The organism is Streptomyces liangshanensis (genome assembly GCF_011694815.1).
In the GTDB taxonomy this organism is placed as follows: domain Bacteria; phylum Actinomycetota; class Actinomycetes; order Streptomycetales; family Streptomycetaceae; genus Streptomyces; species Streptomyces liangshanensis.
This window is the reverse complement of record NZ_CP050177.1, coordinates 3056803-3080365: the sequence shown is the minus strand read 5'-3', so window position 1 is coordinate 3080365 and position 23563 is coordinate 3056803. Positions and strand designations below refer to the sequence as shown.

Annotated in this window: 24 protein-coding genes; 13 read left to right on the top strand and 11 right to left on the bottom strand. The window is 70.1% G+C overall.

What is annotated here, in order from left to right; all coding sequences use genetic code 11:
• Positions 1-115 precede the first annotated feature (115 nt).
• Entirely contained in the window at positions 116-1006 is an 891-nt protein-coding gene (locus HA039_RS13135) for an NmrA family NAD(P)-binding protein (RefSeq protein ID WP_167028497.1), read from the top strand.
• A 26-nt stretch (positions 1007-1032) separates the two neighbouring features.
• Here HA039_RS13135 and HA039_RS13130 read toward each other — a convergent pair whose 3' ends face one another.
• Positions 1033-1599: a TetR/AcrR family transcriptional regulator gene (locus HA039_RS13130; protein ID WP_167028492.1), complete on the bottom strand. Its 567-nt coding sequence runs from the start codon at positions 1597-1599 to the stop codon at positions 1033-1035.
• Between the two features lie 146 nt (positions 1600-1745).
• Here HA039_RS13130 and HA039_RS13125 point away from each other — a divergent pair, with 146 nt between their 5' ends.
• From HA039_RS13125 to HA039_RS13100, 6 genes are all read left to right on the top strand, one after another.
• A complete protein-coding gene (locus HA039_RS13125) occupies positions 1746-2714 on the top strand; it encodes an NmrA family NAD(P)-binding protein (RefSeq protein ID WP_208298609.1) in 969 nt (322 codons plus the stop codon).
• 85 nt (positions 2715-2799) lie between these two features.
• Positions 2800-3642, top strand: coding sequence for an MBL fold metallo-hydrolase (locus HA039_RS13120; protein ID WP_167028489.1), 843 nt, complete (start codon positions 2800-2802; stop codon positions 3640-3642).
• A 16-nt stretch (positions 3643-3658) separates the two neighbouring features.
• Positions 3659-4033, top strand: a complete 375-nt coding sequence (locus tag HA039_RS13115; protein ID WP_167028487.1) for a hypothetical protein — start codon at positions 3659-3661, stop codon at positions 4031-4033.
• A gap of 95 nt (positions 4034-4128) precedes the next feature.
• Positions 4129-5412 carry an RNA polymerase sigma factor gene (locus HA039_RS13110; protein ID WP_167028484.1) on the top strand — a complete coding sequence of 428 codons (1284 nt, stop codon included), beginning with the start codon at positions 4129-4131 and terminating at the stop codon, positions 5410-5412.
• 533 nt (positions 5413-5945) lie between these two features.
• Positions 5946-8198 (top strand): glycoside hydrolase domain-containing protein, encoded by a 2253-nt coding sequence (locus HA039_RS13105; RefSeq protein WP_167028481.1) that lies wholly within the window; start codon positions 5946-5948, stop codon positions 8196-8198.
• A gap of 61 nt (positions 8199-8259) precedes the next feature.
• Positions 8260-9027: a hypothetical protein gene (locus tag HA039_RS13100; protein ID WP_167028478.1), complete on the top strand. Its 768-nt coding sequence runs from the start codon at positions 8260-8262 to the stop codon at positions 9025-9027.
• A gap of 104 nt (positions 9028-9131) precedes the next feature.
• On the opposite strand, the gene HA039_RS13095 is transcribed toward HA039_RS13100, so the two are convergent.
• The 3 genes from HA039_RS13095 to HA039_RS13085 form a co-directional block, all read right to left on the bottom strand.
• Positions 9132-9449, bottom strand: coding sequence for a hypothetical protein (locus HA039_RS13095; RefSeq protein ID WP_167028475.1), 318 nt, complete (start codon positions 9447-9449; stop codon positions 9132-9134).
• A gap of 65 nt (positions 9450-9514) precedes the next feature.
• Complete coding sequence (locus tag HA039_RS13090; RefSeq protein ID WP_167028472.1) at positions 9515-9946, bottom strand: hypothetical protein; 432 nt, start codon at positions 9944-9946, stop codon at positions 9515-9517.
• Between the two features lie 26 nt (positions 9947-9972).
• Complete coding sequence (locus HA039_RS13085) at positions 9973-11457, bottom strand: MFS transporter (protein WP_279592829.1); 1485 nt, start codon at positions 11455-11457, stop codon at positions 9973-9975.
• Positions 11458-11652: 195 nt separating this feature from the next.
• Between HA039_RS13085 and HA039_RS13080 the strand changes: the two genes are divergently transcribed.
• Entirely contained in the window at positions 11653-12063 is a 411-nt protein-coding gene (locus HA039_RS13080; RefSeq protein ID WP_167036715.1) for a MarR family winged helix-turn-helix transcriptional regulator, read from the top strand.
• Positions 12064-12092: 29 nt separating this feature from the next.
• Here HA039_RS13080 and HA039_RS13075 read toward each other — a convergent pair whose 3' ends face one another.
• Positions 12093-12506, bottom strand: coding sequence for an SRPBCC family protein (locus HA039_RS13075; RefSeq protein WP_167028470.1), 414 nt, complete (start codon positions 12504-12506; stop codon positions 12093-12095).
• Between the two features lie 142 nt (positions 12507-12648).
• Positions 12649-13155: a DinB family protein gene (locus HA039_RS13070; protein WP_167028467.1), complete on the bottom strand. Its 507-nt coding sequence runs from the start codon at positions 13153-13155 to the stop codon at positions 12649-12651.
• 76 nt (positions 13156-13231) lie between these two features.
• Here HA039_RS13070 and HA039_RS13065 point away from each other — a divergent pair, with 76 nt between their 5' ends.
• The 5 genes from HA039_RS13065 to groL all read left to right on the top strand — a co-directional run bounded on the left by HA039_RS13065 (position 13232) and on the right by groL (position 17878).
• Positions 13232-14065, top strand: coding sequence for a hypothetical protein (locus HA039_RS13065; RefSeq protein WP_167028463.1), 834 nt, complete (start codon positions 13232-13234; stop codon positions 14063-14065).
• Between the two features lie 71 nt (positions 14066-14136).
• Positions 14137-14502, top strand: a complete 366-nt coding sequence (locus tag HA039_RS13060; RefSeq protein WP_167028461.1) for a hypothetical protein — start codon at positions 14137-14139, stop codon at positions 14500-14502.
• Between the two features lie 52 nt (positions 14503-14554).
• Positions 14555-15553: a polysaccharide deacetylase family protein gene (locus HA039_RS13055; RefSeq protein WP_167028458.1), complete on the top strand. Its 999-nt coding sequence runs from the start codon at positions 14555-14557 to the stop codon at positions 15551-15553.
• Positions 15554-15848: 295 nt separating this feature from the next.
• The gene (gene groES, locus HA039_RS13050; protein WP_023539274.1) at positions 15849-16157 is read left to right on the top strand and encodes a co-chaperone GroES; all 309 of its coding nucleotides are present in this window, start codon (positions 15849-15851) and stop codon (positions 16155-16157) included.
• 98 nt (positions 16158-16255) lie between these two features.
• On the top strand, positions 16256-17878 hold the full coding sequence (gene groL, locus HA039_RS13045; protein ID WP_167028455.1) for a chaperonin GroEL: 1623 nt from the start codon (positions 16256-16258) through the stop codon (positions 17876-17878).
• Positions 17879-17951: 73 nt separating this feature from the next.
• Here the strand turns inward: groL and HA039_RS13040 are convergent, their stop codons facing one another.
• From HA039_RS13040 to HA039_RS13020, 5 genes are all read right to left on the bottom strand, one after another.
• Positions 17952-18980: a hydroxyacid dehydrogenase gene (locus tag HA039_RS13040; RefSeq protein ID WP_167028452.1), complete on the bottom strand. Its 1029-nt coding sequence runs from the start codon at positions 18978-18980 to the stop codon at positions 17952-17954.
• A 58-nt stretch (positions 18981-19038) separates the two neighbouring features.
• A complete protein-coding gene (locus HA039_RS13035; RefSeq protein ID WP_167028449.1) occupies positions 19039-19908 on the bottom strand; it encodes a carbohydrate ABC transporter permease in 870 nt (289 codons plus the stop codon).
• Entirely contained in the window at positions 19905-20903 is a 999-nt protein-coding gene (locus HA039_RS13030; protein ID WP_167028446.1) for a carbohydrate ABC transporter permease, read from the bottom strand. The genes HA039_RS13035 and HA039_RS13030 overlap by 4 nt, the downstream gene beginning before the upstream one ends.
• Entirely contained in the window at positions 20900-22243 is a 1344-nt protein-coding gene (locus tag HA039_RS13025) for an ABC transporter substrate-binding protein (RefSeq protein WP_167028443.1), read from the bottom strand. Before HA039_RS13025 ends, HA039_RS13030 begins: the two co-directional genes overlap by 4 nt.
• Before the next feature lie 115 nt (positions 22244-22358).
• Complete coding sequence (locus HA039_RS13020) at positions 22359-23435, bottom strand: substrate-binding domain-containing protein (protein WP_167028440.1); 1077 nt, start codon at positions 23433-23435, stop codon at positions 22359-22361.
• Between the last annotated feature and the right edge of the window lie 128 nt (positions 23436-23563).

Below are 23563 nucleotides of genomic sequence, written 5' to 3'. Positions count from 1 at the left end.
TTGTGCCAGCTGCGACGTAAGTGCTGCGGGCGTCCCGAGCGCGGCCGTCTTCCTTGGCGGTTCGGCACCGCCGACCTCGCTCCGGGCCCTGCGGATGAATCGAAGAGGTGAGGCGATGACCACGATTCTGGTCACGACGGCGAACGGCGACACCGGCCGACCGATGGTCGACCACCTCTTGAACGAGGGATTCCGCGTGCGGGCGATGGTCCGCGACGACGACGAGCGGGCACAGCGGCTACGGGACGCGGGTGCCGAGGTCGTTCTCGGGGATCTGCTCAGCTTGCGGGATGTACGCACGGCCCTGAACGGTGCGCAGCGGGCATATTTCGGGTACCCGGTCGGCGACGGCCTGGTGGAGGCCGCGGTGATCTTCGCGGAGGCAGCCAGGGAACAGGGCCTGGAGTACATCGTGAACATCTCGCACTTCCAAGCACGCCCGGACGCGCGCAGCAAGGCAACGCAGAACCACTGGCTGGCGGAGCAGGTCTTCACCTGGGCAGGAGTGCCCGTGACGCATTTGCGTGTTTCCGTTTTCACGCAATGGCTGCTCTACATCTCAGGACTGATTCGCCACGGCCGCTACGCCATGCCCTTCGATCCCGACAGCCGCTTCGCGCCCATCACCGGCAGCGACATCGCCCTGACCGCGGCGAAGCTGTTCACCATGCCTGAAGAGCACGCCGGGCAGGCGTTGCGCGTCACCGGTTCCGTCGAGTACAGCCATGCGGAACTCGCTGCCGAGGTGAGCAGGGTCCTGGCTCGTGACCTGCCGTTCGAGCAGGTGACGGTGGCCACCTTCCTGGAGCTGATCGACATACCGGACGACACCGCCCGGCTCAAGCATTTCGAGGCGTTCGCCATCGACCAGCGCGAAGGGCGCTTGGCCGGCGTCACGGACACGGCGACGCGCATCACCGGCCGGCCCCTCCAGACGGTCGAGGATTTCATCAACGAGCGCCGCTCGGAGTTCGAACTCCCCTATGTGGTGCCGTCGCGGGACTGAGGGCTGTCGCGTCATCCCTGGCGGTCTCAGGACAACCGCGCCGCTACTGAATGCAGGGCGGCACGCATGATGTCTTCCGACAGATCCGTGCCCGCGGTGGCGCGGGCCATCAGAATGGCTCCGACGAGGGTGGCCGTCATGACGAGCCCGTCCTCGCGGTCGGTGTCCGACAGCCAGTCGGCGAATTCCCGTACACCGTCGGCGTAAGCCTCACGGGACGCGCAGGTCTCGTCCGTCTTCGCGATGTCAGCCGCCAGGCCGGCGCAGGCACAGCCGGAACCGGGGTCGTCCCTGTGGGAAGGCGAGAGGTATGCGTCCACGAGGGCCCTGCGTGCAGTCGGGGCGTCGGGGTGGGCTCGGCTCACCTCGGTGAAATAGGCGCTACGTTCCTCGAACGCCCGCGTGGTCGCTTCGGCCACCAGCGCTTCCTTGGACTCGAACTGCTTGTAGAAGCCGCCGGCGGTCAAGCCGACGGACTTCATGACGTCGGCGATGCTGACTTGCTGCACGCCACGCTCGCGGAACAAGCGGGCAGCCGCCGCGACGGCATCGGCCCGGTTCTTCACTGCTGTGGCCTGGGACACCCGGCTCATCCGGTCACCTACTCCCACTTAAAGTTCCGGCGACATCTATCGTAGCCGATCAGGCGCAGGCCTAGGGGGTGCGTGCACATGTCCATACTTTAGATTACGCTCACCATCTAAGAGTGGGCGGCGCCGCTTCCCGTAGGGGAGCGGCGATGGCCGACCCGGCTGCGACACGAGGGAGTGCCGCCGTTGCGCCCCACCCGCCGCAGCTCCGCGAAGCGAAAGCAGAAACGATGACCACGATTCTGATCACCACCGCCAACGGTGCCACCGGCCGGCCGATGGTCGACTACCTGCTGAAGGCCGGTTTCCATGTCCGTGCCATGGTCCGAAGCGACGATGAGCGTGCGCGGGAACTGCGCGAGGCGGGCGCCGAGGTCGCGCTCGGTGACCTCCTCGACCTCCGCGATGTGCGGGCGGCCCTGAAAGGGGTCCGGCGCGCCTACTTCAACTACCCGGTCGGGGACGGCCTCGTGGAGGCGGCCGTCATGTTCGCGCAGGCCGCGAAGGAGCAGGATCTGGAGCTCGTCGTGAACATGTCGCAAATTCAGTCGCGGCCCGACGCGCGCAGCAAGACCACTCAGAACCACTGGCTGTCCGAGCAGGTTCTCGACTGGTCCGGAGTCCCCGTCACTCACCTGCGGGTCACGTTCTTCATGCAATGGCTGCTCTACATCTCCGGACTCATCCGCCGCGGACGCTATGTGATGCCGTTCGACGGGGACAGCCGCTTCGCCCCGATCGCCGGCCGTGACATCGCGCTGACCGCCGCCAACATCTTCGCCTCGCCCGAGGAGCACGCCGGCCAGATCCACACGCTCACGGGTCCGGTGGAGTACAGCCACCAGCAGCTCGCGGAAGAGGTGGGCCGGGTCCTGGGCAAGGACATTCCCTACGAGCAGGTCACCGTGACCACGTTCCTCGAATTGATCGGTCTCGAAAGCGACACCGTCAAACGCAAGCACTTCGAGGCGGTCACCATCGACCAGCGGGAGGGACGTCTGGCAGGCGTCAGCGACGCGGCGGCGAGCATCAACGGCGGTCCGCTGGTCACGGTCGAGGAGTTCGTCAACGAGAACCGCTCCCGGTTCGAGTTCGACCCCGCCACGTCGACAAGCTGACCTGTCACTCCGGCGTGGAACAAGTTCACCGAAGAATGGATACTGGTTCCGATCGGTCGCAAGAAATAGAAAGGTGTGGGTCAGGATGGCTGACCTCGAATATTCCGTTTATGTAGCACCGGAAAAGCTGGCGGTGTCCGACGACCTGCCGCCGGGTGAGGACCGGCGGATGTGGTCTCCCACCGCTTCCACGCTCATCTACGGAGAACGTGACGCGGTGCTGGTGGACCCGCTCATGACCATCGACGAGTCCCGACTCCTCGCCGACTGGGTGGCCGACCGGCGCAAGAACGTCACTCACATCTTTGTCACCCACGCGCACGGTGACCACTTCTTCGGAGCGCCAGGTCTGCTGGAGCGCTTTCCTCGGGCCAGACTCGTCGCCACGCCCGGTGTGGTGGAGCACATGGCCGCACAGTGGGGGACCCGGTGGTTCGACGGGTTCTGGCGCCCTCGCTTTCCGGGCCAGATCTCCGATCAGCACGTGATTGGCGAACCGCTGAGGGATGGGGAAATCACCTTGGAGGGGCAGCGGCTTCGTGCCGTCGAGCTCGACCACGCCGACACGGACGGCTCAAGCGCCCTCCATGTGCCGTCCCTCGGGCTGGTCGTGGCGGGCGACGCCGTCTACGGAGACGTACACCTGTACCTGGCGGAATCGAAAGGAGACGGGTGGAAGAAATGGCTGGACGCCCTTGCTGTCATCGAAAGTCTCCACCCCTCGGCAGTGGTTTCCGGACACAAGCGCGACGGTGATCCCGACAGCCCGCAAGACATCGCCAGGACGCGTCAGTACATTCAGGAATTCACGGCAGCGGCCAAGGATTCTGCCAGCTTCATCGACCTTTACAACGCCATGGTCGCCCGCTATCCCCTCCGGGTGAACCGGGGCGTCCTGTGGAACTCGGCCAAGTCGTACATGTTGTGAAACGCAAGGAGAAGCCATGTTCATCTTTTCCGCCACCAACAAGGTTCGCCCCGGAAAGTTCGAAGCCGAGAAGGCGCGGCTACCGGAGTACTTCCGGTTCCTCAAGGAGAACGAGCCTCGTGTCATCGCCTTTCACGAGTACGCCAGCGAGGACGGCACCGAGGTCGAGTTCGTGCAGGTCCATCCGGACGTGGCTTCCTTCGAGCACCATCTGTCGGTGCTCGACGCGCTGAGCGACAAGCACTGGACCGAGACCCTCGCCGGCACCACCAGTGCGCGGATCTACGGCCGTCCTTCCGACAAGGTGCTGACCATGCTGGACCAGCTCGCCGGCACCGGCGTGGCCGTGACCATCATGCCCGAGCACCTCGGCGGCTTCGGCCGATCCTGAGCTCGGGGCCCGGCTCCCCGCCTCTGCCTTGTCGTGCAGGGGCCACGCGCGCCCGCGTTTGCCCTCGTCCGCCCCCGGTGTTCTGATGGGTGGCCGTGGGAGCAGACACGTCGGGAGCGGCCGGGCCGGAAGCGGACAGCGCGGTAGAAGCGGTGTTCCGGATCGAGTCGGCGCGCATCATCGCCGCCGTCGCCCGCATCGTGCGCGACGTGGGCATCGCCGAGGAGCTGGCGCAGGACGCCCTGGTCGCCGCGCTGGAACGGTGGCCCGAGTCCGGTGTCCCGGAGAAGCCGGGAGCCTGGCTCATGGCCACCGCCAGGAACCGTGCCGTCGATCTCGTACGGCGCCGGGAGACGTACGCCCGCAAGCTCGCCGAGGTCGGCCGCACCCTGGAGGACGTCCCGCCGCCCGACACCGCGAACATCACCGGCATCGGGGCCGGCGTCGACGACATCGACGACGACCTCCTGCGCCTCATCTTCACCGCCTGCCACCCGGTCCTCTCCACCGAGGCCCGGATCGCCCTCACCCTGCGCCTCCTCGGCGGGCTCACCACCGACGAGATCGCCCGCGCCTTCCTGGCCCCGGAGGCGACCGTCGCGCAGCGCATCGTGCGCGCCAAGCGCGGCCTGGCCAAGGCGGGCGTGCCGTTCGAGGTGCCGTACGGGGCCGAGCGCGCGCAGCGCCTCTCCTCGGTCCTGGAGGTCATCTACCTGATCTTCAACGAGGGTTACTCCGCGACCGCCGGTGACGACTGGGTGCGGCCCGCCCTGTGCGAGGACGCGCTGCGGCTGGCGCGGGTGCTCGCCGGGCTGATGAAGGACGAGCCCGAAGTCCACGCGCTGGCCGCCCTGTTGGAGCTCCAGGCGTCCCGGATGCCGGCGCGGACCGGCCCGGACGGCGAGCCGGTGCTGCTCGCCGACCAGAACCGCGCGCGCTGGAACCGGCTCCTGGTCCGGCGCGGGTTCGCCGCGCTCACCCGGGCGGGCGCGCTGGGCGGGGCGCCCGGCCCGTACGCCCTCCAGGCCGCCATCGCGGCCTGCCACGCCCAGGCCCGTACGTACGAGGAGACGGACTGGCCGACGATCGCCTCCCTGTACGGCCAACTCGTCGCCCTCGCGCCGTCCCCGGTGGTCGAACTGAACCGCGCGGTCGCCGTCTCCATGGCCGAGGGCCCGGCGGCGGCCCTGCCCCTGGTCGACGCCCTGGCGGCCGAACCGGCCCTGAAGGGCTACCACTTGCTCCCGAGCGTCCGAGGCGACCTCCTGGCCCGCCTGGGCCGCCGCGAGGAGGCGAGGGCGGAGTTCGAACGAGCCGCCACCCTGACCCGCAACGCCCGAGAACGCCTCTTCCTCCTGAACCGCGCGGCGGACGCCTGAGCGAGGCACATGGTTGTGCTGTTCACGTCAACAATTGGATCACTTCTCGGCCACAAGATCGCATCCCGCGAACGCACACCCCCACACAAGGCGCGCTTCGGTCTTGCCGGTGAGTCGATCTTGCTGAAGACTCCCGCTGGCGAAGGGCGTTGACCAGATCTTCGCAGCACGCGGACCTTCGGCCGTAACCCCGGTCGGGCTGCTGCCCCGGACGGGCCGGGGCGGCTGTGGGGGGCGACCACAACGGGAGTGAGTCCATGGGTTTACCTCGGCATGGTACGACGCGCGGCGGTGGCGGCCACCCCCCACTGCCCCGACGGTCCCCCGAGCGACTCCCCGAACCCCTCACGCCACCCGATGCGATGGCGTGATGCCCCCTGCGGCACCACACCACCGGCCGGCCGCGCGTGAACTACGACGCGCGTATCCGCGGCCGCGCGTGGTGACCGCCCGCTCGCATTCCCGCGAACACCTTTCCGGAGGGCTTCCCGGCGTTCAGGAGACCCTCGCCGCTCGACAGAAGGAAGAACACCGTGGCCGATGAAATGGTGCTACGAGCCCAGAGGTTCGTGAACACGACGTACGGCAATGGCGCGACGCTGGGCATATCCAAGCTGGACGAGAACGGTCAGACGAGCTGGACCGTCATGTACGCCCTGACCAGGGCGCTCCAGTACGAGATGGGGATCACGTCCCTGTCGGACTCCTTCGGTCCCACGACGCTGGCGAAGATCGGCGAGAAGTACGGGAAGATCGACGAGACCACCGTCCCGTCGGCGAATTTCTGCCGGATCATCCAGTCGGCCCTGTATTGCAAGGGATATGACGGGGGTGACATCGACGGCAAGTACAACGACCGGGTCAAGAGCGCCGTCGCGAAGCTGCACCAGGACATGGGTGTCTCCGGCACGTACCCGGGCAGTGCCCTGTGGCCGAAGACGACCAAGGGCCTGTTCAACATGGACGCCTACGTCCCCGTCGGCAACGGCTCGGCGACCATCGCCTCCATCCAGCGCTGGCTGAACGGGAAGTACATCCTTCGCAAGGACTTCTACGCCATTCCCTGCGACGGCCACCATTCGAGAGACGTGGCCAAGTCGATGCTGTTCGCGATCCAGTACGAGCTGGGCATGGCGGACGGCGTCGCGAACGGCGTCTTCGGTCCCGGAACCAAGAGCGGTATCCAGTCCCACACCCTGTCGACCGGTTCCTCCGGCGTATGGGTGCAGCTGTTCTCCGCCGGAATGGTGCTCAATCAGCGGCCGGTCGCCTTCACCACCAGCTTCTCCGCGGACCTCGCCGCTGCCACCAGCGCCTTCCAGGCGTTCGCCGCGCTGCCGGTCACGGGCAAGGGGGACTTCTCCACCTGGGCCTCGCTCCTCGTCTCGTACGGCGACCAGGACCGCCCGGGGCAGGCCTGCGACGGCGTCACGAAGATCACCGACGCGCGAGCGCAGGCACTGAAGGCCCAGGGCATCGTCTACGTGGGCCGCTACCTCACGAATCCCATCCCGGACGACCCGGACCTGCCCGAGAAGGCCATCCAGCCGGGCGAGTTGAAGACGATCGCCGACAACGGGCTGCGCTGCTTCCCGATCTACCAGACCTTCGGCCGGGACGCCTCCGGGTTCAACTACCCGGCGGGCCGGGCGGCGGGGCAGGCCGCAGTGAACGCCGCGCTCGACCACGGATTCAAGTCCGGTACGCGCATCTTCTTCGCCGTCGACTTCGACGCACTCGACTACCAGGTCACCGACAACGTGGTGCCGCACTTCAAGGGCATCCAGGACGCGATCACCGACGACGGCGGCCGGTTCGCGATCGGTGTCTACGGGCCGCGCAACGTGTGTACGCGTGTCGGCGAGGCCGGACACTCCACGGCCTCGTTCGTGTCCGACATGTCCTCCGGCTTCTCCGGCAACTTCGGCTACGCGCTGCCCGCCGACTGGGCGTACGACCAGATCGTCACCCGTACCGTCGGCTCCGGCGCCGGGTCCATCAACATCGACATCGACATCGCGTCCGGCCGCGACAAGGGGCAGGGGTCGTTCGACGCGCCGCGCGCGGCGCTCCCCGACGTCCGTTACGACGGCGGTTTCCTCAACGCCCTGCACGACGACCTGAGCAAGTACATGAGGTCGATCGGCTTCGCCGACGACGGCGGCACGGGTGCGGACGCGCGTCTGTTCACGCACACCGAGTGCTTCGAAACCATCATGTCCTTCGACCAGCAGACCACCGAGCTGTCGAACAAGTACAAGATGCGCAAGGCGCTGATCCAGACCTCCGCGTACTGGGAGATGCGCCACTACGACCTCATCGACCAGGGCGTCGACCACGCGGTGGCCCTGTACCACCTCCAGGGGATCGGCACGAAGAAGGACTCCTCCACCGGCATCGGCCAGATCGGCGGGGAGGTGGGCATCCGGGCGTGGAACCACTGCATCAACAAGGGATTCGTCACCGGCACCGTCACGGATCCGACCAAGGACGCCGACATCTGGGTGATGTGGCAGAAGGTCAACAAGGACAACGCGTTCACCATGCGCACGGTGCCGCTGCTCCACCTCTGGGGCGTCGACGGCAAGCCCGGCGGACAGAACCCTCCGACCGGGGAGACCACCCTGCGGTCCATGCGGCTCGACTACACGGAGCGCGAGGTCTTCCAGGTCCTGCGGCGCTACCAGGGCTGGGGGGACCAGGCCGAGGCCGACGCCACGAAGCGCATGGCCATCTACCAGATCTTCGAGAAGTACAACGCGATCATGCGGCAGCTCGCGGGATGACGGCACTGTCCGCGGCCGCCGTACACCGTCCCCGTCACCCAGCACCCACGGAGAAAATGCTGTGACCTCGTCACCTGTGTCACGTCGCGCCATCCTGGTCCGCGCGGCCGCCGTCGCCGCGGCCGCCGCGACGGTGTCCCTGCCCGGCTCGCGGTTCCTGGCCTCGCCCGCCTACGCGGCCGAACAGGATCCGTTCTCGGAAGCGATCCGTCGCGCGGTCAGGAGAGCCAACGCGCGCAACAAGCGCATCCTGACCGACGCCCGCTCGGCCAACGGATGGGAGATCGAGAACACCGCAGACCAGGACGGCACCATCTTCACGCGGCCGGTCCCCGGCGTCCCGCTGTCCGGCGTCCAGGTGCGCCTCGGCGAACCGGAGGAGGTGCTCGTCCACGTCGTCCAGCGCTTCCACTACGAGATCGACGAACTGCGGAACGGTGACGTCGTCGGCTGGCGTGCCCCGGACCGGGTGCGCGCCAACCGCCCCGAGTCCAACCAGGCTTCCGGCACCGCCGTACAGATCCGGCCGAACTTCTATCCGGTCGGTGCGAAGGGTGGGTTCTTCGCCCAGCAGGTCGTGGTCGTCCGGGACATCCTCGCCGAACTCGACGGAGTCGTCCGCTGGGGCGGCGACGACCGCGATCCGGACGAGTCGCTGTTCTACCTCACGGTCGAGCCCGGGGACCCGCGGCTGACGGGGGCGGCCCAGAAGGTTCGTACCTGGCGCGCGACACCGGGCCGTGGTGCCGGAGCCGTCGTCGACGTCATGGCGGCGGACCGGCGCAAGGCGGCACGGGCCCTGGAGTCCCGCCAGCGACGCGGCGCCTGAGCCGGCCGCTCCGCCAGCGGAGCACGCCGTGCACGGCTCCGGGCCGGCCGACACCGGCCGGCCCGGAGCCGTTCCCTCGCGTCGGCGCTTCGGGGCCGTACGCCCTACCGCCTGCGGACGGCCGCGAGTGCCAGCGTCATGCTCCCGAACAGGACGAACACCACGAGCGAGGCGAAGAACAGGACTTCGATCCAGCCGGCGTTCGCACCGGTGAGGGTGCCGTCCGCGGACGCGCAGGCCCGCTCCGGTGGAAAGCTCTGCTGCCGCACGTCCCCACAGGCGTTCGGCAGGTCGTCGTTGACCACATATGCGTTCACCCAGCAGAGCGCCCAGCAGACGAGAAAGACTCCCAGCGAGGCCAGGGAGACACCTCGCAGTGCGGTCGGCTGGGCTGCCTCGGAACGCGCCGGGGATGCTGTCATGACCGGGAGCGTACCGGGCGCCGCCGCACCGAGGACCAGGAGCCTCGGCCGTGGTGACGGGGGAGTCAGGCGGGGTGGGTCGGGGTGACCGTTACGGGTACGTCGCGGGCGCGGAGGGTGGTGGCCAGGTGTTCCATTTCGACCAGGGTGCCGGTCAGGCCCGTTGTCCGTAGTTCGGCCGACAGGGTTCTGGCCTCGCCCAGGGAGAGGCCGTGGGCGCGGCTCAGGGCCCGGGTGACGGAGATGAGGTTCGCCGTGCCGTCGGTGAGGGTGAGGTGCGCCGGGCCGTGTTCCTGGAGGAGGAGTTGGCGGATCTCCTCGGGGGTGGGGGTGGGTGGTTCGTGCGAGCCCGCTCGTGTGGTCGCCGGGCAGCTCCCGCACGTCGTCTCCGCGTCCCACCGCACCTCGTCCTGGTCGATGCGCTGACCCGCGTTCCGCGTCAGCACACCCCCGCAGGCACCGCACCGGCCGGTGACGCTCACGCTTTGGCTGATCATCGGACTCCTCGCCGTCGTTCCGTCCATCATGCCTGCCGTTCCGGGACCGCCGTGGCCGGTGCGGTGGCCGAGGTGGCCGAGGCGGCCAGGGGAGCGCCCGCCGCGCGCTTGCGGCCCGGGATCGCCACGACCACCAGCGCCGCGATCAGCGCGACCCCGCCGCCGATCACGAAGCCCGTGCGGAACCCGTTCTCGGAGGGGACGGTGAAGCCGCCGGCCGAGACGGTCATGTGGGCCAGGACGACACCCAGGACCGCGCTGGAGGCCGACGTGCCGATCGAGCGCATCAGGGCGTTGAACCCGTTGGCCGCCGCGGTCTCCGACACCGGTACCGCGCTCATGATCAGCGCCGGCATGGCCCCGTACGCGAAGGCGATCCCCGCGCTGCTGACGCACGTGAAGACCAGCAGGCCCCAGGTGGAGCCCATCAGGACCAGCGCCATGGCGTACCCGCACATGATGATCACCGAGCCGGTGAGCAGGGAGACCTTCGGGCCGCGGGCGGCGGAGAGCTTCGCGCCCAGCGGGGAGACGCCCATCATCACCAGGCCGGCCGGGGCCATCCACAGGCCGGCCGCGACCATCGACTGGCCGAGGCCGTAGCCGGTGGCGGAGGGCAGCTGGAGCAGCTGGGGGACGATCAGCGACTGGGCGTACAGCGCGAATCCGACCACGACGGACGCCAGGTTGGTCAGCAGGACCTGGCGCCTGGCGGTGGTACGGAGGTCGACGAGCGGGTCGCGGGTACGCAGCTCCCACACGCCCCACACCAGCAGGACCACCACCGCCGTGCCCAGCAGGCCGAGCGTGGTGCCGCTGCCCCAGCCCCAGTCGGTGCCCTTCGTCACGGCGAGCAGCAGGGCGACCAGGCCCGCGGCGAGGCCCAGGGCCCCGACGACGTCGAAGCGGCCGGTGGCGCGGGCGGGGGCCGCCGGTATGAAGAGCACGAGGAAGACGCCGAGCACCACGCCGAGGCCGGCCGAGCCCCAGAACAGGGTGTGCCAGTCGGTGTTCTGGGCCACGACCGCCGCGAGGGGCAGGCCGAGGGCGCCGCCGATGCCGAGGGAGGAGCTCATCAGGGCGATGGCGGAGCCGACCCGTTCGGGCGGCAGGATGTCCCGCATCATGCTGATGCCGAGCGGGATGATGCCCATGCTCGACCCTTGGAGCGCGCGGCCGGCGACGGCGGGGAGCAGGGAGTCGGACAGGGCGCACACCACGGACCCGGCGACGAGCAGCAGGACGCAGACGAGCATCAGCCGCCGCTTGCCGTACAGGTCACCGAGCCGGCCCGTGACGGGGGTGGCGACGGCGCCCGCGACCAGGGTGGCGGTGATCACCCAGGACGCGTCGGCCGGGGTGGTGTCCAGGAGGCGCGGCAGCTCGCCGATGAGGGGGACGACCAGGGTCTGCATCAGCGCCGCGACGATGCCGGCGCTCGCCAGGACGGCGACGACGGCGCCCGTACGGGGGGCGGGGGGTGCCGCGGGCGGTGGAACGGTGGCTTTCACAGCGTCTCCTGTCAGGGGCGTGACGTGATGCACTGTGCCCCGTACATGCTGTATGTACGGGGCATATTGCGCTGATATACATGCAGGTGGGCGTGGTGCCCGGGTGGGCGCGGCGCCGAGGCGGGCGTGGTGCCCAGGACTGACAGGGAAGAGGTTGCCGTGGTGCGTGAGGCGAGCGAGAGGATCCAGCTGGAGATGACGCTGATGGCGCGTTATCGCTACATGGCTCTGGCGCCCAAGGCGCGGCTCGACCGCAGCGCGTACCTCCTGCTCAGCCGGATCGAGGCCGAAGGGCCGCTGTCCATCGGGCAGTTGGTCGACGCGCTGGGCCTGGAGACGTCGACGCTCAACCGCCAGACGGCCGCGATGACCCGGGCCGGCCTGGTGGAACGCATCCCCGACCCGGAGGGCGGCATCGCCCGCAAGTTCCGCATCACGGACGAGGGGCTGGAGAAGCTCCACGCCGACCGGGAGGACGGGGTACGCGGCCTGGAGACCGTCCTCGCGGACTGGAAGCCGGAGGAGGCGGCGGCGTTCGCGACGGCGCTGGAACGCTTCAACTCCAGCATCGAGAACCTGATCGGCCACACCTGGCCCCGCGGCTGAGAGGCGCCGGGGGCCCTGCTGGTGAAGCCCTACCGGCCCGACTCCAGCAGCTCTTTGAGCCGGGCCAGGTCGGCGGCGACCGTCCCGGCGTCCCGCTCGAAGTCGGCGTCGCTCGTCTCCGGCTGCCGGCGGAGGGTGAACACCACCTCGCTGCCCGCGCCGTCGGCGATCACGCGGACCGGGTTGTACACCGTCTGCCCGGACGGCAGCGTGACGTCGTGGTCCAGCACGCCGAACGCGTTGGGCGGCGCGAAGGCCACCACGACGCGCCCCAGCGGCGCGGACTCCGCGACCCACTGGTCCCCGATCCGCTCGACGGACGCCCCCAGGCCATGGGCCCAGGCGGGCAGGTTGACCGGGTCCGACGCGTAGGCGTAGACGTCCTGCGCGGGGCGGTCGACGTACACGCTCAGGTGGCGCGATTCCCTGTGGATGCTGTTCATGCCCGCGACGCTAGCGGCCCCCCGCCACCCAGGTCTTGTACGAATCGGACGGACGTGGCGCGGCGATCCGCCGAGGACCGGGGTGACGGGATCTCACGGAGCTGCCGATTCGGCGCGGTTGCCAGGGGCCGCTTTGTGCCGCTCAGGCGCCCACCGTTCCGTCGATTCCCTCGCGGAGGAAGTCCGCGTGGCCGTTGTGGCGGGCGTACTCGTGGATCAGGTGCAGCATCACCATGCGCAGGGAGACGTCCTCCTCCCACCGCGCCGAGTAGCCCGTGACGTCGAGGGACTCCGCCTCCTCCTCGATCCGGCGGGAGTGGGCGACCTCGGCCTCCCAGGCGGCGAACGCCTCGGAGCGGGTGGCCGTGCCGACCTCGTACGCCACCTGGAAGTCGCCGTCCTCGGACCACACCAGCGGGACGTCCTCGCCGTTGATCACGCGGCGGAACCACGCGCGCTCGACCTCCGCCATGTGCCGTACGAGCCCGAGGAGGGTCAGCGTGGACGGCGGCATCGAGCGGCGGCGCAGGTCCTCGTCGGAGAGGTCGTCCGTCTTCAGGGCGAGGGTGGCCCGGTGGTAGTCGAGGAAGGCGCGCAGCATGACGCGCTCCCCGGCGACGGCGGGGGGTCCGATGCGTTCCGTGGTCATGGCCGGGGCCTTCCGGGGCGGTGGGGCGGGCGGTGGGTGATCGCCGCAGAGGCTACCCGCCGCTACCCTCTGGCGAGTGATCAACCGCCTCGCGCTGCCGCCGTACCCCCCGGAGCCCCCGCCCGTGGAGGGGTTCGAGGACGGGGTGGGGGAGGAGGAGGGGTGGGCCGGGGAGGAAGCGGGCCCCGGCGCCCCGGGCGAGAGCGAGGTCGGGGTCGAGGGCGAGGGCGAGGGCAGCCCCGGCGCCCCGGATGAGCGCGAGGTCGAGGGCGAGGACGGCCCCGGCGCCCCGGGTGAGCGCCAGGACCGCCCCGAGGCCGGATTCGGCCCCCTTCCCCCCGAGCTGCTCGCCGAGCGCGACGCCACCGTCCTCGCCCTCGCCCGCCGCGCCCTCGCCGTCCGGCGCCTGCTGCTGCTCTGGGTGACCGCCGCCGTCGCCGTGCTCGGCTGGGCCGCCGTCGGGCTCGCGGTCCGGAGCATCGAGGACGGCGGCCTCGGCCTGCTGAACGGCCTCGTCGCGCTGGCCCTCGCCGCCGCCCTCCTGATCTCCGCCGCCGTCGCGCTCGGCCTCTGGGTGCGCCGGGACCAGGACGTACGGGACCGGCTGGACGCGTGGGCCTTCCTCGGCCCGGAACCCGTCACGGACCAGCGGGTACGCGCGCACGGCCGGTCCGTCCTGTGGCTGCTGCCCTCCGTCGGCCTCTGCCTGGCCGGGGCGGCCGTGGCGGGCCGCGCGGTGACCAGGATGGATACGGTCACGCTGAGTGCGACCGTGTACGCGCTGGGTCTCGGGAGCACCCTCCTGGTGACCGGTCTGCTGGGACTTGTCCGGTCCCTCGGGCACCAGCGCTGGGCTGGGCGTTTGCTGGATCCGGTGCCGGTCCGCAGGGGCGGTGGCGCTCACCGCTGAGGTGCCTCCTACAGCCCGAGTCCTATCCTGGAGAGGGAACGCATGCGCCATTCAGGGTTAAGGGGCGGCGGATGGAATGGATTTGGTGGCTTTTCGTCTTCTTCATCGTGGGCGGCTTCGGATGGGTGGCCGACACGGGCCGCACCGCGCTGCACACACGTCACGAGCGCATGATGGAACGTCTCAAGCTGGCCGAGGACGAACGCAAGGCCCTTGAGGAGGCCCACAAGCCACCCGTTCCCGTCTGCGGGTGCACCCACCACCTGGCGAAGCACGACAAGCGGGGGAAGTGCCACGAGGACGTCGAGGTCGCGACGGAGTGGGACGAGGACAAGAAGCCGCTGAAGTACGAGCGCAGGCAGTGCAACTGCCAGCAGTACATCGGGCCCCAGCCCCTTTCGAAGATCTACGCCGACGAGCTGACGGACCTGGAGTAGTACGGCGAGTCGTACCGGCCCGGCGTGTGTGGCGCTGACAGGATGCAGCGCCATGCAGCTTTTACGACAAAAGCGAGAATTTGGACACGCGCGCGCCCTGGTGGCCGCCCTGCTCGTCGCCGCGCTCGCGTCCGGCTGCGGCGGGGAGTCGGCGGAGGCGAAGTACGCCCGTCCCGGGGCGGCAACGGGCCACCCGGCCCCGCAAGGAGCCCCGCAGAAGCCCGATCAGGCGCAGAAGCCCGACCAGGCGGGGAAGCCCGACCAGGCGCGGAAGGCCCCCCAGGGCGGCCCCGCCGGCGCCCTCGCCGCCTACGCCGAGAACCTCCGCCGCGCCGAGGCCCTCCGTACCGTCGCCGCCAGGCGCTGGAAGCTCGCCAGGACCCCCCTGACCGCGCCCCCGCCCCCCGCCGTCAAGCCCGTGATCAGGACCCGTAAGGGCTTCGAGGTCTCCGGCGGTGCCACGCTCCCGCCGGTCTTCACCACCGTCCCGGTCAAGGACAAGGTCGTGTTCCTGACCATCGACGACGGCGCGGAGAAGGACCCCGAGTTCCTGCGCATGATGACCGAGCTGAAGATCCCGTACAGCGCCTTCCTCAGCGACTACGTGATCAACGACGACTACGGCTACTTCGCCCGGATGCGGGACCGCGGGGTCGCGCTGCACAACCACACGCTCCACCACCGCTACCTGCCCGGCCTGTCCTACGCCGAGCAGAAGCACGAGATCTGCGGCCAGCAGGACGTGATGCAGAAGCGGTACGGGAAGCGGCCCCGCCTCTTCCGCCCGCCGTACGGCAACTACAACGGCGACACCCTGCGCGTCGCCAAGTCCTGCGGTGTCACCGCCGTACCGCTGTGGGCGGCCGAGGCGTTCCCCGACCACATGGAGTGGCGCGAGTGGGACCGGGACCTGCACCCCGGTGACATCGTCCTCACCCACTTCCGGGGGCGCGACGACTGGAAGGGCTCCATGCCCGACATGGTCCGGCGTGTGATGAAGACCATCACGGACAAGGGGTACGCGGTGGCCAGGCTGGAGGACTACGTCTGAACGGCCCCCGGGCGCCCGCCCGGTGGCACCCCGGGCACCTGCCCGGCGCTCGCACGCCCGTACGGGGACCCTTCCCCGTACGGGCGTTTCCGCGTCCGGACGCGGCCGCCACGCGCAACCTCACTGGCACTCCGCTTGACCGAGTGCTAATCGCGGTCATAGTCTCGGGTCTGGCACTCCCCACTGGAGAGTGCCAAAGCGCGACTGGCGGATCCGGCACCCGCGACGACGGATCCACCCGGTCGCCACCCAAGACAGTTCACCCCGTGAGATCTCCGAAGGGGGAGGTCGGATCGTGACGACCGCCAGCACCAAGGTTGCCATCAAGCCGCTCGAGGACCGCATTGTGGTCCAGCCGCTCGACGCCGAGCAGACCACGGCCTCTGGCCTGGTCATCCCGGACACCGCCAAGGAGAAGCCCCAGGAGGGCGTCGTCCTGGCCGTGGGCCCGGGCCGTTTCGAGAACGGCGAGCGTCTCCCGCTCGACGTTTCCGTCGGCGATGTCGTTCTGTACAGCAAGTACGGCGGCACCGAAGTGAAGTACAGCGGCGAGGAATACCTCGTCCTCTCGGCTCGCGACGTACTCGCGATCATCGAGAAGTAATTCACCGAAAGTTTTGCTTGTGAGCTGCGCCCTCGGCCACCCTGCGATTGCCGGGCGGACGGGGGCGCAGTTCGTTCGAGAGGACTAGAGAAGCTCCCATGGCGAAGATCCTGAAGTTCGACGAGGACGCCCGTCGCGCCCTCGAGCGCGGCGTCAACAAGCTTGCCGACACGGTGAAGGTGACGATCGGCCCCAAGGGCCGCAACGTCGTCATCGACAAGAAGTTCGGCGCCCCGACCATCACCAACGACGGTGTCACGATCGCCCGCGAGGTCGAGCTCGACGACCCGTACGAGAACCTCGGCGCCCAGCTGGTGAAGGAGGTGGCGACCAAGACCAACGACATCGCGGGTGACGGCACCACCACCGCCACCGTCCTGGCCCAGGCGCTCGTCCGCGAGGGCCTGCGCAACGTCGCCGCCGGCGCGTCCCCCGCCTCCCTCAAGAAGGGCATCGACGCCGCGGTCAAGGCCGTGTCCGACGAGCTCCTCGCGACCGCCCGCCCGATCGAGGACAAGTCCGACATCGCCGCCGTGGCCGCGCTCTCCGCGCAGGACCAGCAGGTCGGTGACCTCATCGCCGAGGCGATGGACAAGGTCGGCAAGGACGGTGTCATCACCGTCGAGGAGTCCAACACCTTCGGCCTGGAGCTCGACTTCACCGAGGGCATGGCCTTCGACAAGGGTTACCTGTCCCCGTACATGGTGACCGACCAGGAGCGTATGGAGGCCGTCCTCGACGACCCGTACATCCTGATCAACCAGGGCAAGATCGCCTCCATCCAGGACATGCTGCCCCTGCTGGAGAAGGTCATCGCCGCGGGTGGCTCCAAGCCGCTGCTGATCATCGCCGAGGACGTCGAGGGCGAGGCGCTCTCCACGCTCGTCGTCAACAAGATCCGCGGCACGTTCAACGCGGTCGCGGTGAAGGCCCCCGGCTTCGGTGACCGCCGCAAGGCCATGCTCGGCGACATCGCCACCCTCACGGGCGCGACCGTCATCGCCGAGGAGGTCGGCCTCAAGCTCGACCAGGCCGGCCTGGACGTGCTGGGCTCCGCCCGCCGCGTCACCATCACCAAGGACGACACCACGATCGTCGACGGTGGCGGCGACCACACCGAGGTCGTCGGCCGCGTCAACCAGATCAAGGCCGAGATCGAGTCCACGGACTCCGACTGGGACCGCGAGAAGCTCCAGGAGCGCCTCGCGAAGCTGGCCGGCGGCGTGTGCGTGATCAAGGTCGGCGCCGCCACCGAGGTGGAGCTCAAGGAGAAGAAGCACCGTCTGGAGGACGCCATCTCCGCGACCCGCGCCGCGGTCGAGGAGGGCATCGTCTCCGGTGGTGGCTCCGCCCTGGTGCACGCCGCCAAGGTCCTGGAGGGCAACCTCGGCAAGTCCGGCGACGAGGCCACCGGTGTCGCGGTCGTCCGCCGCGCCGTGGTCGAGCCGCTGCGCTGGATCGCCGAGAACGCCGGCCTCGAGGGTTACGTCATCACCTCGAAGGTCTCCGAGCTCGACAAGGGCCACGGCTTCAACGCCGCGACCGGCGAGTACGTCGACCTGGTGAAGGCCGGCGTCATCGACCCGGTCAAGGTCACGCGCTCCGCGCTGGAGAACGCCGCGTCGATCGCCTCCCTGCTGCTCACGACCGAGACCCTGGTCGTCGAGAAGCCGGCCGAGGAAGAGGCCGAGGCCGGTCACGGCCACGGTCACAGCCACTGAGGTTGTGTGCGACCGCCGAGAGCCCGGCACCCCGCGAGGGGCGCCGGGCTTTCGCGCGTACCGGACCGTCCCGTCAGGCCGAGACGTCCAGCCGCGCCGGGTGTACGGGGTCGGCGAAGGGCAGGCCCTTCGTCCAGCGCTCCACCTCGTCGAGCGCCTGGTCCGCCATCCGGTGGATCTCCCCGCCGAGCGACCCCGCGACGTGCGGGGTCAGCAGGACGTTCGGCAGGTCGTACAACGGCGAGTCGGCGGGCGGCAGTTCGGGCTCCGTCACGTCCAGTACGGCGTGGAGGCGGCCCGCGATCAGCTCCGGCAGCAGCGCGTCCTCGTCGACGAGCGACCCGCGTGAGGTGTTGATCAGCGTCGAACCGTCCGCCATCGCGGCCAGCTGCGCGGCGCCGATCATGTGCTCCGTGGCGGGGAGCTGCGGCGCGTGGACCGACACGATCCGGCTGCGCGCGCACAGCTCGTCCAGCGTGACGAGGACCGCGCCGAGCGCGGCGGCCTCGGCCGGCTCGACGTACGGGTCGTACAGCAGGACGTCCAGGTCGAAGGGGCGCAGCAGCTCGATGACGCGGCGGCCGATGCGGGAGGCGCCGACGATCCCGACCGTACCGCGGTAGTTGCCCGCGTTGTCCAGTTCCTCGCGCCAGTCGTGGTGGGTGCGCAGGTTCCGGTAGCGCTGGGCGGAGGCCAGGACGTTCTTGCCCGCGAAGAGGATCGCCGCGAGCGTGTACTCGGCGACCGGGCGGGCGTTGGCGGCGGCGGCCGAGGTGACGGCGATGCCGCGTTCCCAGCAGGCGTCGGTGATGTGGTGCTTGACCGAGCCGGCCGCGTGGACGACGGCCCGCAGGCGGGGCGCGGCGTCGAGGACGCCGGCGGTGAGCGGGGGCGCTCCCCAGCAGGTGACGAGCAGTTCGGCGTCGGCGAGGGCGGCGGCCACCGCGGGCGCCGGGTCGGTCAGCCGGTGGGCGACCAGGGCGGGATCGGTGCGGACGAGGCCGGTCAGGCGGGTCCGGTGGTCGTCGGTGAACAGCCGCTCGGCGATGCCGGGGCCCATGGAGAGCAGGGCCGCGGGGCGGTTGTCGGTGGGGGCTGGCATGGTGGAACTCAAGCTCCTCGGGTCTCGGTTCTCGGTGCGCGGGTCTTGGTGGGGCGGGTCACTTGACGCTGCCCGCCGTGAGGCCGGCCTTCCAGTGCCGTTGGAGGGTGACGAAGGCGATGATCAGCGGGGTGACGGCGAGGAGCGAGCCGGTCACGACCATCGGGTAGAAGTCCGGGGTCGCGTTGGCGTTGCTGTGCCAGTTGTAGAGGCCGAGGCTCAGCGGATAGAGGTTCTTGTCCGAGAGCATCACGAGGGGGAGGAAGAAGTTGTTCCAGACGGCGGTGAACTGGAAGAGGAAGACGGTCACGAAGCCCGGCATGATCATGCGCAGACCGATGGACCAGAAGGCGCGCAACTCGCTCGCGCCGTCGATCCTGGCGGCCTCCAGTGCCTCGTCCGGGACGTAGCCGGCGCTGAAGATCCGGGACAGGTAGACGCCGAACGGGTTGACCAGGACGGGGATCAGCACGGACCAGTAGGTGTTGACGGTGTGGGTCTCCACGGCCAGCAGGTAGAGGGGGAGGGACAGGGCCGTGGAGGGCAGGAGCACGCCGAGCAGGACGACGGCGAACAGCTTCTCCTTGCCGCGGAAGCGGTACTTGTCGAACGCGTAGCCCGCGGCGACGCTCACCAGCGAGCAGCCGAGGGCGCCGACGCCCGCGTAGAGCAGCGAGTTGCCGTACCACCGGAAGTAGATGCCGTCCTGGTACGTCGTCAGGTCGGAGAGGTTCCGGGCGAGGTCGAAGCCCTGGAACGAGAAGACGTCTCCGCCGAGGAGGTTCCCGGCGTCCTTGGTGGCGGCCGTGACCAGCCAGATCAGGGGGAAGAGGGTGTAGGCGGCGGCCAGGACCAGGACGCCGTTGACCGCGGACCGGGACAGCCATCGGCTGCCGCCCGGCCGGCGGGTGACGAGGGGGGACGTCATGCTGCTCGTGCCTCCTTCCGGTTGGAGAATCGGGTGACGCCGAAGGAGAGCGCGGCGGCGGCGAGGGCGATGAGGACGGACGCGGCGGCGGCCAGGCCGTAGTCGTTGCGCTGGAAGGCCGCGCTGTACGCGTACATGTTCGGCGTCCAGGTGCTGGGCACGGACGCGCCCGAGCGGCTGAGGATCAGCGGCTCGGTGAAGAGCTGGAGCGAACCGATGACCGTGAAGAGGAGCACCAGCGCCAGCGAGGAGCGGATCAGGGGGATCTTGATGCTGAACGCGAGCCGCCACTGTCCGGCCCCGTCCACGGTCGCCGCTTCGAGCAGCGAGCGGTCGACGGCCTGGAGCGAGGCGTAGAAGATGACGACGTTGTAGCCGAGCCACTCCCACAGGGCGATGTTGACCACCGAGGGCAGGATGCCGTCGGTGGACAGGAAGTCGAAGCCGAACCCGCCGGCGTCCATGGCGTTGATGACGGGGCTGAGCCCCGGTGTGTAGAGGTAGATCCAGATCAGGGCGGCGATCAGGCCGGGGATGGCGTGCGGCAGGAAGAGCGCCAGTTGGAAGAAGCGCCGGGCGCGGGCGAGGGCCGTGTCCAGCAGCAGGGAGAGGATCAGCGCGCCGCCGACCATCAGGGGGATGTAGAAGGCGCAGTAGCCGAGCAGCACCTGGAAGCCGTCGCGGAACGCCGGGTCGCCGAGGGCCTCGGTGTAGTTGCCGAGGCCGTGGAAGACGGTACGGGGTCCGTCGAAGCCGAGGCCCGACGCCTTCTCGGTGAACAGGCTGAGCCAGAGGGCGTAGCCGACGGGTATCACCATCGCCACGGTGAACAGGGCGAAGAACGGGGTGAGCAGGACGGTGGCGGCCAGGCCCGTGCGGGTGGCGCTGCCGGGCCGCTTCGGGCCCCGGGCGGTGGTACGGGCGGTGGGCCCGGCCGCCGGGGCGGGGGCCGGGGTCGTCGCCGGGGGTGTTTCCCGGGTCGCTTCGGTGCTCATGAGGCGTCCTCGACGTTCAGGCCGCGCTTCTTGAGGTCGGCGACGGTGGCGTCCTGGGCCGTTCGGACGGCGTGGGAGAGGGTGGAGTCGCCGCCGACGGCTTCGCGGAGCCGGTCGCCCAGCGCGGAGTTGGTGGCGCCGGTGCTCGGGCCCCAGGTCCAGTCCGGCTTGATCGACCTGCCCGCGCGGAGGTAGAGGCCGTAGAGGTCCTGGCCGCCGAAGAAGCTGGTGTCGACGGCGTCGCGCGCGACGGGGACCATCGCGGGGGAGGCGGGCAGGGCGGTGGAGGTGCTCGCGCCGATCCGGGCCTCGATGCCCGCCTCGGAGGTGGCCATCCAGAGGGCGAACTCGACGGCGGCCGCCTTCTTCCGGCTGTTGTCGCTCACGGCGAAGGTGGAGCCCTGGATCATTCCGCTGGCCGGGTGCGCCGCGTCCCAGCTCGGCACCGGCGCCGCCGCCCACTTGCCCTTCTCCTCGGGCACGATGCCGGCGAGCACGCCCGCGCTCCAGGACGCGCCGAGGTAGCCGACGAGCGTGCCCTGCTTGAGGCCGCTGGTCCACTCGGGGCTGAACGAGGACGAGGTGTCGACGAGGTCGTCGTCGATGAGCCCCTGCCAGTACGTCGCGGTCCTGAGGGTGGCGGGGTCGGTGGTGTTGACGCGCCAGGCGTCCTCGGCGGTGTCGGTGGTGAACCACCGGGCGCCGGCCTGCCAGGCCATCGCCTGGAAGAAGGTCGGGTCGTCGGGGAAGAAGCTGGCGATCCGGGTGTCCGGGGCGGCCTTCCTGACCCGCGCGGCGGTGGTACGGAACTCGTCCCAGGTGCGCGGCGGCGTGAGGTGGTGCTTCTCGAAGAAGTCCTTGCGGTAGTAGAAGACCTGCGGGGACGCGTCGAAGGGGACGGCCCAGTTGCGGCCGCCGAGCGTGGTCAGCCTGATCGTCTGCGGCAGGAACTTCTTCTTTATGTCGTCGGTGAGGTAGGAGCTCAGGTCCTGGAGCGCGCCCTGACTCACGAACTGGGACAGCATCGGGTACTCGATGGACAGCAGGTCGGGGGCGATCCCGGCCTTCACGGCGTTGGCGATCTTGGGGTAGCCGCCGTTGCCGCCCGAGGGGATCTCCTCGAACTTCACCTTGATCGTGTCGTGCGAGGCGTTGAAGGCGTCGACCACTTCCTGGGACCCCTTGGTCCAGGCCCAGAACGTGACGGTGACGGGATGCTCCGCGGTGCCTTCGGCGGGTGCGTCGGCGCCGCCGCCGCACGCCGTGAGGGCGGCGAGAGCGGCCAGCGCGGTGGCGGCGCCGACACAGGCATGGAGAGAACGGGACCAACTGCGGCTCACGGCGCGGCTCCTGTGCGTGCGGGGGACAGGCGGTGGCCGTGATCCTTCGATCCGGTGTGAGCGAAGTCAAGAGCGAAAGATTGATTGATCGAAATATGATCGAAAGGGGAGGGGGTCAGGTGGAGGAGCGCACCCGCAGGCGCGGCAGCAGCTCCACGTGGCGGCGCGGTTCGTCCGCGTCCCGGTCCGGCGCCGTCAGCCGCTCCACCAGCAGCTCCGCCGCACACCGCCCGACCTCCCGCTTGGGCGGGGCGACCGCGGTGAGCGGGGTGTCCGCGAGGGCCGCCACCTCGTCGTCGTACGTGATGAGGGCGAGGTCCCCGGGGACCCGTACCCCCCGTTCGGCCAGGCGCCGGACCAGCCGGATCGCGTCCTCGTCGTTGTGCGTCAGCGCGGCCGTCGCCCTGCCGTCGCGTACCGCCGCGTGGACCGCCCGCGCGGCCTCCTCGAAGCCCTCGGCGTCCCGTTCCGGCGACGCCGAGTCGATCACGGGCCCCGGCGCGGTCAGCCCGAGGAGGCCGAGTGCCTGGACGTACCCGGCCCGTACCGCCGTCGCCGTCGGGCTGTCGCGCCGGGCCACCAGCAGCGGGGCGCCGTGCCCGAGGCCCACCAGGTGCCGTACGGCGATCAGGACCCCGTGCGCGTGGTCGGAGCAGACCCGGTCCAGGCCGGCCAGCGGCCCGCCGGGCGCCCCGCGCCGCTCCACCAGCACGGTCGGCACCGGCAGCCGGGCGATCCAGTCGCCGTACGTGTCGGGGTGGCCGGGCTCGGTCCAGCTGGGCGCCAGCAGCAGTCCTTCGGCGCCCGCCGCCAGCAGGCCCGCGGCGTGGGCGGCGTCGTCCTCGGGCCGGTAGTCGGAGACCCGCAGGATCAGCCGGGCGCCGAGCCGGGCGGCGGCCTCGTGCGCCCCGCGGATCACCTCGGCGAAGTAGTAGGCGGCCGCGGGCGCGAGCAGCCCGATGACCGGACCGCCGCCACCGGGCGCGATCCCGGCGGGGCCCTGCCGCTCCGGCCACGAGACCGAACCGTGCACCCGGTCCAGCAGCCCCCTGGCGGCCAGCGCCTCCACGTCGCGGCGCGCCGTCACGGGGGACACCCCGAGCCGGTCGGCGAGGTCGGACACCCGGACCGTGCCGCGCTCGCGGACCAGGTTCAGCAGTCGGTCATGACGTTCGGCGGCACCTTCGCGCACGGTGGCGGTCCCCTCGCAAGTACGGCGTCCCGGGCACGGGTGCGTCCCGGACGACCGACCCTAATGCGTACGATCGAACGCCGGCACATTCGATCGTTCGATCATCGATACGTGCGGGAGGTGACTTG

Coding starts and splice junctions, on each gene's coding strand:
- HA039_RS13135 (WP_167028497.1), top strand. CDS start 116: ATGACCACGATTCTGGTCACGACGGCGAACGGCGACACCGGCCGACCG.
- HA039_RS13130 (WP_167028492.1), bottom strand. CDS start 1,599: ATGAGCCGGGTGTCCCAGGCCACAGCAGTGAAGAACCGGGCCGATGCC.
- HA039_RS13125 (WP_208298609.1), top strand. CDS start 1,746: ATGGCCGACCCGGCTGCGACACGAGGGAGTGCCGCCGTTGCGCCCCAC.
- HA039_RS13120 (WP_167028489.1), top strand. CDS start 2,800: ATGGCTGACCTCGAATATTCCGTTTATGTAGCACCGGAAAAGCTGGCG.
- HA039_RS13115 (WP_167028487.1), top strand. CDS start 3,659: ATGTTCATCTTTTCCGCCACCAACAAGGTTCGCCCCGGAAAGTTCGAA.
- HA039_RS13095 (WP_167028475.1), bottom strand. CDS start 9,449: ATGACAGCATCCCCGGCGCGTTCCGAGGCAGCCCAGCCGACCGCACTG.
- HA039_RS13090 (WP_167028472.1), bottom strand. CDS start 9,946: ATGATCAGCCAAAGCGTGAGCGTCACCGGCCGGTGCGGTGCCTGCGGG.
- HA039_RS13080 (WP_167036715.1), top strand. CDS start 11,653: ATGACGCTGATGGCGCGTTATCGCTACATGGCTCTGGCGCCCAAGGCG.
- HA039_RS13075 (WP_167028470.1), bottom strand. CDS start 12,506: ATGAACAGCATCCACAGGGAATCGCGCCACCTGAGCGTGTACGTCGAC.
- HA039_RS13070 (WP_167028467.1), bottom strand. CDS start 13,155: ATGACCACGGAACGCATCGGACCCCCCGCCGTCGCCGGGGAGCGCGTC.
- HA039_RS13060 (WP_167028461.1), top strand. CDS start 14,137: ATGGAATGGATTTGGTGGCTTTTCGTCTTCTTCATCGTGGGCGGCTTC.
- HA039_RS13055 (WP_167028458.1), top strand. CDS start 14,555: ATGCAGCTTTTACGACAAAAGCGAGAATTTGGACACGCGCGCGCCCTG.
- groL (WP_167028455.1), top strand. CDS start 16,256: ATGGCGAAGATCCTGAAGTTCGACGAGGACGCCCGTCGCGCCCTCGAG.
- HA039_RS13040 (WP_167028452.1), bottom strand. CDS start 18,980: ATGCCAGCCCCCACCGACAACCGCCCCGCGGCCCTGCTCTCCATGGGC.
- HA039_RS13035 (WP_167028449.1), bottom strand. CDS start 19,908: ATGACGTCCCCCCTCGTCACCCGCCGGCCGGGCGGCAGCCGATGGCTG.
- HA039_RS13030 (WP_167028446.1), bottom strand. CDS start 20,903: ATGAGCACCGAAGCGACCCGGGAAACACCCCCGGCGACGACCCCGGCC.